The organism is Spirochaetaceae bacterium (assembly GCA_009784515.1).
In the GTDB taxonomy this organism is placed as follows: Bacteria; Spirochaetota; Spirochaetia; order WRBN01; family WRBN01; genus WRBN01.
In genome coordinates this window covers 1-7,892 of record WRBN01000088.1, presented here as the reverse complement: position 1 = coordinate 7,892, position 7,892 = coordinate 1, and the positions used below count along the sequence as shown (strand labels likewise).

8 protein-coding genes are annotated in these 7,892 nt (G+C 39.6%); 4 read left to right on the top strand and 4 right to left on the bottom strand.

Going from position 1 to position 7,892, the window contains the following annotated elements; all coding sequences use genetic code 11:
- Positions 1–194 precede the first annotated feature (194 nt).
- Positions 195–671 carry a 30S ribosomal protein S7 gene (gene rpsG / locus FWE37_08480; protein ID MCL2521015.1) on the bottom strand — a complete coding sequence of 159 codons (477 nt, stop codon included), beginning with the start codon at positions 669–671 and terminating at the stop codon, positions 195–197.
- A 41-nt stretch (positions 672–712) separates the two neighbouring features.
- Positions 713–1,087 carry a 30S ribosomal protein S12 gene (gene rpsL / locus FWE37_08475; protein MCL2521014.1) on the bottom strand — a complete coding sequence of 125 codons (375 nt, stop codon included), beginning with the start codon at positions 1,085–1,087 and terminating at the stop codon, positions 713–715.
- Between the two features lie 445 nt (positions 1,088–1,532).
- On the opposite strand from rpsL, the gene FWE37_08470 reads away from it, so the two are divergent.
- Positions 1,533–1,685 carry a hypothetical protein gene (locus tag FWE37_08470; GenBank protein ID MCL2521013.1) on the top strand — a complete coding sequence of 51 codons (153 nt, stop codon included), beginning with the start codon at positions 1,533–1,535 and terminating at the stop codon, positions 1,683–1,685.
- Positions 1,685–3,112: a dNTP triphosphohydrolase gene (dgt, locus tag FWE37_08465; GenBank protein ID MCL2521012.1), complete on the top strand. Its 1,428-nt coding sequence runs from the start codon at positions 1,685–1,687 to the stop codon at positions 3,110–3,112. Before FWE37_08470 ends, dgt begins: the two co-directional genes overlap by 1 nt.
- A gap of 69 nt (positions 3,113–3,181) precedes the next feature.
- On the opposite strand, the gene FWE37_08460 is transcribed toward dgt, so the two are convergent.
- Positions 3,182–4,453, bottom strand: a complete 1,272-nt coding sequence (locus FWE37_08460) for a hypothetical protein (GenBank protein MCL2521011.1) — start codon at positions 4,451–4,453, stop codon at positions 3,182–3,184.
- Positions 4,454–4,653: 200 nt separating this feature from the next.
- Between FWE37_08460 and FWE37_08455 the strand changes: the two genes are divergently transcribed.
- Entirely contained in the window at positions 4,654–5,226 is a 573-nt protein-coding gene (locus tag FWE37_08455) for a DUF4253 domain-containing protein (GenBank protein MCL2521010.1), read from the top strand.
- Between the two features lie 161 nt (positions 5,227–5,387).
- Positions 5,388–7,076 (top strand): DUF5312 domain-containing protein, encoded by a 1,689-nt coding sequence (locus FWE37_08450; protein MCL2521009.1) that lies wholly within the window; start codon positions 5,388–5,390, stop codon positions 7,074–7,076.
- Positions 7,077–7,194: 118 nt separating this feature from the next.
- On the opposite strand, the gene FWE37_08445 is transcribed toward FWE37_08450, so the two are convergent.
- Entirely contained in the window at positions 7,195–7,677 is a 483-nt protein-coding gene (locus FWE37_08445; GenBank protein MCL2521008.1) for a GNAT family N-acetyltransferase, read from the bottom strand.
- Between the last annotated feature and the right edge of the window lie 215 nt (positions 7,678–7,892).

Here is a 7,892-nt window from a genome sequence, read left to right as displayed (position 1 = left end):
CGAATAAACCCTTTCGTTAAAGAGTTTAGTGTCCCTATTTCATTCCTTGAACCTGCCATAACTTTCTCCTTCTTTCATTATAGCTTGTCCTCGAATAGCTTAACATATACAGCAATGACAAAGGCAGGAGCGTCCATTTTCAACTTTCAGTTTTCACCTTTCAATTAAAAAACTCCCAAAAGGGAGTTTTTTATCTACCACCACTTAAAGTGAGCAAAAGCCCTGTTAGCTTCGGCCATTTTATGAGTATCTTCCTTCTTTTTAAAGGCGGCGCCGGTATTGTTATGAGCATCTAAAAATTCGTTGGCTAATTTCTCGGCCATACTGCGGCCGTGTCGTTTACGAGCGGCAATAATAACCCAGCGCATAGCAAGGGCCTCGCGGCGGTTTTCTTTTATTTCGATAGGCACCTGAAAAGTTGCCCCGCCTACACGGCGGCTTTTAATTTCTACCAGCGGCTTAACATTTTCAAAAGCCTTAACCACTACCTCGTAAGCATCTTTTTGGCTTTTGGTTCCTACTATCTCCATAGCTTCGTACAAAATATTCATACAAATACTACGTTTGCCGTCAAGCATCATACGGCCCACAAAGCGGTTAAGCATTTCGCTTTTATACTTAGGGTCGGCCTCGATGATACGCACAATTTTATCATATTTCTTTCTTGGCATAAATATCTCCTATTTAAATCCACGCACCTAAAGAGCGCAACCTAAGTTTTTGGTTTTTTACTGCCGTATTTGCTGCGGCTGCGTTTGCGGTCTACCACGCCAAGCGTGTCTTTGGCACCGCGCACAATGTGATAACGCACGCCGGGTAAATCTTTTACTTTACCGCCACGCACCAAAACCACGCTGTGTTCTTGCAAATTGTGGCCGATACCGGGAATGTACGCCCAAATTTCGATACCATTACTTAACCTTACTCTAGCTACCTTACGCAGCGCCGAGTTAGGTTTACGCGGGGTTTGCGTAAGCACACGCACACAAACGCCTCTTTTTTGCGGACACTCTTGCAAGGCCAGCGATTTACTTTTGCTGGTTTTGCTGGTACGGCCGCTACGAATTAACTGGTTAATTGTTGGCATTAAACCATTTTCTCCTTAAGAAATTAAAAATTAAAAATTAAAAATTAAAAATTTTACAACCCAAAGAGTTGCGCCGTTAAAGATATTTTTACGGCAACACAAATGCTAATTATATAACATTTATTCTTCAATTTTTACTTTTTAATTCTTACTTTTTAAGTAAACGCCTTAACTTTTTACAATAACTTACCAAGCAGGTTGCTTAAAATAAAGTTACTAGCTAAGTACTAAGCCTATACACTTTTAAATAATTGTTTATAATTAAAAGTAGTAATTTCTACTTATTAACTCTTAACTGTAAAACCTATGGTTTTACCAAGTGCGTGGCTACGCTACAACCATTGTTGTTAGGGTAGGCTCGCTGCCACTTGGTTACCATAACCTAATTGTAATTTATTGTCAACGGCCTCTTGACGAAATTTTATTAATTTATTATTATTCTTTCATGAATAATAATAAAACTAGCAAAAACAATGAAGAAGCTATGGCTATTGCCAAAGTAGCGTGGAAGCTTGCCAAAGAAAAGCCAGCCACCTCAAAGAAAATTTCGGATAAAAAGCATAAACCAAGTAATAAAAGTGCACTTAACAAAGCATAATGAACCCCAATAATAAAATGTATGGCAAAGATGATTTTGCCCGCAGATTACCCCGAACCAAGCTCAATGACTCGGAAGAATACCGCCGAGATGATATACGTAAAGATTGTGGCCGAGTCATACATTCGTATTCCTTTCGTAAACTTGCGCATAAAACACAACTTTTCCCCGGCAATGAAATCGATTTTTTTAGAAACCGCCTCACCCACTCCCTCGAAGTAGCCCAAATAGCTAAAAGTATTGCCTTACAACTTAATCATAAATTAACTAATGACTATCATATTAGCCCCGATATTTGTGAAATTGCCGGGTTAATTCACGATATAGGCCACCCGCCTTTTGGCCATAAAGGGGAGAGAGCTTTAAATTACTGCATGAAAGATTTTGGCGGCTTTGAAGGTAATGCCCAAACTATACGCATTTTAACCCGTATTGAAAAACGCGAAAGATTATATGATGATGAAGATAGTATTATTTCTAGCAAAGGGGGAGATTTAAGATTAGGGTTAAATCTTTCGGCACGCGTTTTGGCCTCTGCCTTAAAATATGATAAAGAGATTAAATATAGTCAAGAAAAAATTGCTAGTGATAGCAAACCAAACAAAGGATATTATACCTCAAATGCCAATGATATAGAGTTTATTAAAAAATCTGTTCTTGGCAATAATTACCAAAAATTAAATACCCCGTTTAAAACTATCGAATGCCAAATTATGGACCTTGCCGATGATATTGCCAATGCCACCTCCGATTTGGAAGATGCCTTTAAAGCTGGGTTCTTAACTCCGCATGATATGTTAGCTCCCTCTGATGATGTTATAGAAGGTCTTATAGAAGAACTTGCAGAAAAGCAATCTGTTTCATATAATTATGAGCAAATATTAAACGAACTACATACTTTCTTTGGGGAAATAATTGATATGAGTTTTCAAGAAAGCAGTCAATCTACCCATGAAGATTTTATTAACTTACATAAAGCCCTTAATAATTACTCCCAAAATGGATATATACGCACACGGTTTATATCAAATCTAATTAAAACATTCATTAATGGTGTTCATATAGTAGGGGATATTAACCATCAATCCCCTTGCTTATTAAAGATAGATTTTACTGATGATGTAAAATTTGATGTATATATTCTAAAATACTTTACCTATAAAAAAATAATCAGCTCTCCTATGTTGCAGGTAGCCGAAACGCGCGGCGATGAAATCATAGAGAAATTATTTCATAAAATTGAAGCCGCCCCCAATTTACTGCCCGAAGATTTTAAAAATTTATATTATAAAATTAACGATTACGATGAAGCCGCTGCCAAAAGAGTTATCTGTGATTTTATTGCCGGAATGACCGACAGATATGCCCTAGAATATTATTGCCGCCTTTTTGCAATGGACCCGCAATCTATCTTTAAGCCGTTATAAATTAAAAACTACCAACAAAAAGAGGCCGGGCAAAGCCCAGCCTCTTTATTAACAAACACTCAAACAATCTTACAAACTTAGCCTTAAAGTTAAGTAAAAGCTGCCTAAGCCGGTGCTGTTAGCTTCAAAGCCGCGATGACCGCTGCTATTTAAAGTACCGCGTTGCCAGCCGGTAATAATATTGGCGTAAATTATGGTGGTAGAGATAGGAAAATCTACCCCTATAGCCCAAGCAAGGCGGTCGATTTGGTCCATCTCGGCATTAAACCAATCTTCACGGGCAGCTTCACCGGCATCGGTTAAACCAACAACAACACCCACACTCACAAAGGGGCGTATCCAGCTAATACCCAGCCAGTCAAAATCTAGACCAATTACGCCGCTAACGCCATCGTAATCGCTATCGGCTAACCAATCATCATCACTTAGGTTACCGCCGTAGTTAATAGCTAGGCTAAATAAATCGGGCAAGCCAAGCTCTACACCGGCGCTAAAACTCATACCGGTAATCACATCGTCAGGGTTACCATCTAATAATATCCGGGTAAATTCAAAGCTGCCGCCAACGGCTAAATCGAGCGGTAAATTGTTAATATCTACCCTAAGCGAGCCGCCGATGTGGTTTTCGTTATCGCCGTGTACGGCAATAATGTTACCAAAACCATCATCGGGGACGGTAACCACATTATTAACGAACCACCTGCTGTAGGCTAAAACCGAAAGATTAACGGCCGATAAATCTAAATCGATTAAATCTACCTCCACTAAACCAACCCAGCCATCGTTATCCAGCAAGCCCCAAAACGGCGCTTCGGCTCCGCCCTGATTAACATTGCGGTTCCCGCCTATGCCGCTGGCCATATCTAAATCGCTGGCCCAGCGGATAAATAACTCGGGAAAAGCGGCAAAACTCAGCACGGTTTCTAAAGTCATACGGCGTACCCAGCTGTCTTGGCCTAAACTAAAGGAGCTGTGCGGGTTGTAGGTGGTGGCAATGGCGTGGCTATCGGCGCCCCAATCAATTAAACCAAACCTAAAATCTAACCTTGCTGCATCGATACCAATTAACCCTAAAGGGTTTACATTAATAAAAGCCTGATACAAAGGAGAAGCGCCAATATCGCTCATTCTTAAGTGAGCATGCGCCCCAAAATCTTCGTTTACATTAGCGCCCATATAAATATCTAGGCCATCGTTTAGTCCGGCCATAAAACGCTCCGGCCCCCATTGGCTAAAAATACTCAGCGAGGCGCCAAAGTACCAGCGGCCAAATTCTTCTTCCTGTGCAAAAGCCGTGTTTGCCAGCAATGCTAACATAAGCATTAACCCCATTTTTTTCATTGTAATCATTTTCTCCTGTATATTAAATAAATAAATTTACTTTTTTAATAATTATCGTAATTAATTTAAGAGCCCGACACATAAAACAGACCCTACATATTTATTATAACACAAAACTCTCTATCGGCGATAATTGACATTACCTAAATTTAATGCTAAATTAGCTATCAACCCTAGCACTTTACCTAAAGGAGCCAATTATGTCAAGTAATCTTAACGAATTAATTAAAAAATATACGGCCAGCGAGCCTATCGATTTTCCCAGCTACCTTAAACAAAAAAAGCGCGAACTAGCCGATTACCCTATGCCGGTAAAAGAAGATGTTAAAAAAGGTTACGTGGTAGCCGCCAATGCCGAAATGATGGAGCGTATGTTATATGCTAAAAGTTTTAGGCAGCTGGGCTATGAAACTTTTATCGTGGAAAAACCGCGCGGCGAAGCCGATTTGGGCTTTATCGCCATTGCCCCGTTAAACAACGACCTTGAGGCCATTTTATGGCTGCAAACCGGCCTCGATTTTGACCCGGCTTGGCCCATCGAAATTGTTAAAGCTTTAGCTTTATGGCGCGATTATTGCAATTTGCATATTATAGGGGCCGGCTTAAGCTGGGTAGAAATAGATTTTGAAACCCTGCCTAACAACGTAGAAAGCTTTGCTAATATTATTATTAACTTTTGCGAAGGCGTACTCAGCGGTCCTATCCGCAATGCGCATGACCTGGCCGAACATTTGCAAAACGAGCGCACCATTACCCTGCGTTTTAAAGGTTAGTTTTAAGCCGTTATTTATATGTATCTACATAGATTATAATTAAAATAATTACCGCAAACAACAAAGTTGAGTGGTTATTAATAGTTGTTTTATTAAAGGATTGCCTTTTTTAACAACTTTATGCTATAATATAAGTAGCCAGTTAAAAAAAGGATAAGTCTGTGAGTACTTTTGAAAAGCTAACTTTTACTATTACCGAACAGGAGCGTTTGCAGCTGCTGGAAAAGTTAGCCATTGCCCCCAATTACGATGATGACCAGCTGGTAAGCAGCAGCGAAACCGAAGCTTACGATTTATCCGAAGAAAAAGCCACTTTATTACCGTACGAACGTTTCAAGCTGTTTTTTCTTAATATTTTTAGCGGTGGTAAAGCCTACAACAACTTGTTGCAAGACCATTTATTAACTAAAAAATGTAAAGAAATTACCCAAAGTTTCCCGCTGTTTGTTAATTTTGAGGCTAAATATTATTTGCCGGCCTTTTACGACAGCCTCATCGATTTAGCCGTTAAGTTATCGCTTTTAAAAAAGCCGCTCAATAATGCCTTTAACCGCCGGCGCGGCGAGTTTTATGCTTTTTTAGCCGGCGAAGAAAACCCGCAAATTCATCAAGAACTTATGGCTATGAACCCCGCCGCTCTGGCAGCCCGGCACAACTACGATAATGTTACCTTGCGTGAGGTTATTAAAGCCGGTTGCAACCAGCTAACCTCAAAAATGATAAGCGAACATAAAGCCTCTATCCGCCCGCATATCCGCAGTTTGGCCCTGTTAGAGCAGCTGGCCAACTATAACTTTGATAAAGTGATTAATAGTTTTATTGGCAGTAAAACTGCTTCTTACGCCGCCATTAACAGCTATTTAAAAGAGATTAACGCCATTTTATATTCACTGCAATATCCGCCGGCCATTAAATTATTGGAGCGCCTGTTTTTATTTAACTATAAATGCGAGGACATTAACGATAACGACATCATAGCCTCTTTAAAAGAAGATTTACCCCAAGCGCTCGAGGCCATAGCTGCCATTAAAAATTTTAACCGCTTTCCGCTTACTAAAGTGATTAGAGTGCTGGAAGACGATTATTTTTACCAGCCCAATTTACTTACCGGCGGCGAAGATTGGGCGGCTCTTTACCAAAAATTTTGGTTAACCCGCACCGCTAAAGCCTTTAACTTTTTTGCGCTTAACCAAAAATGCAACGAACAAGCGGCCCGTATTGCCCATATTTTGAACGAAAGCCAGCCGCCGCTATTACCTTATTACAATAACCAAAGCTGGCCTAAAGATTTACCGGCCAGCTACCAATATTCGCTGGCTTTAATTAACGGCTTTTTTACTAAAATTTATCAAAATTACGAATTAAAAATAGTTAAACCGCTTTTTGAGCAGGGCAATTTTTACAAAAAAAACGGTAAAGCCGCCTTAGCGGAAGCCAGCGAAATGCTGCTGCGCGTACAAGAAAAACTGGCCGATTTTACCGCCAACTTAAGTAAAGACGGCGAACTGGCAATTATCTTTTTGCCCAGCTCGACCGCTCTTAACGGTGCCGAAATTAAAGAAAAACAAAAAGCCGCCGCCGATATGGCCAACCGTTTAGCTTTAGCCATTACTCAATATTTTTTAGATACCTTAAATTTATTAACTTTAATTTTTAACGGGTTAATTAAAGGCGACCTCAGCGGCAGTCAATTTGATACCATTAGCAATATGCACGAACTAGATGCCGCTATTAGCAAATTTAGGGAAAAAGTGGTCGCCACCTACGAGCAATGCAGCCTATTAAGCGCCACCTTATTTGAAACCAAAGATACCGAAGAACGCCTAGCCGCCTTAGAAGATAACGCTTAATTAATTAAAAAATCAATAACTAATGGTTAATAATTAAAAAATTACCGGCTATTAAGTTTAAGTATTTATAACTATAAAACCGCATATCTTTAATCGGATTGAAAAACTTTTTTATCTTTTAATTTTCGGTTATTAAAACTTTTTCCATCACATAATTGGTTAAGGTAACCCCGCTTAGCTCTTTTTGCTGCTGTAATACCAGTTTAAAACCGTTATGTTCAAAAAAATCTTTAGCTGTAATAGAAGACTCTACGGTAAGTTTAGCCAGCTTTTCTTCTTTAGCCCGAGCCTCTAAGGCCACTAGTAAAGCCTGCCCTACCCCTTTGCGCTGATAATTTTTATGCACATAAAACCTATCGATATAACCTTGCTCTAAAAACATATTGGCAAAGCCTACAATTTGGCCATCGCTTTCGGCTACCATTGTATAACTGGCCGCTAAAATATTTTGCCACAACTGATAGGTAAGTTCGTCTTTATAATTCCATACGGCTATTTGTTCGGGGGTATAATCCCTGCTGTTAATAGCCGCTATGGTATCGCTATGAAGTTTTAAAATTTCGGATAAATCTTCTTCGCGGTAACTCCGTACTAATAGCATAGCTACTCCATTTTATAACTTTACCTTAATTACCGGTTTTTGTCAATGGCGGGGTTACAAAGGGATAGTTGCTTTATAAATCGAGTAATTGCAAGCGGCTAAAATCTAGGGCTAAACCCTCAAATATTTTAACATTGATGGCTGTTTGGTTGCGGTAAACGGTTTCTACATAGTAGCCTTCTTCGTTAAGTAAGTAGCAATGCACCCAGTTAGGG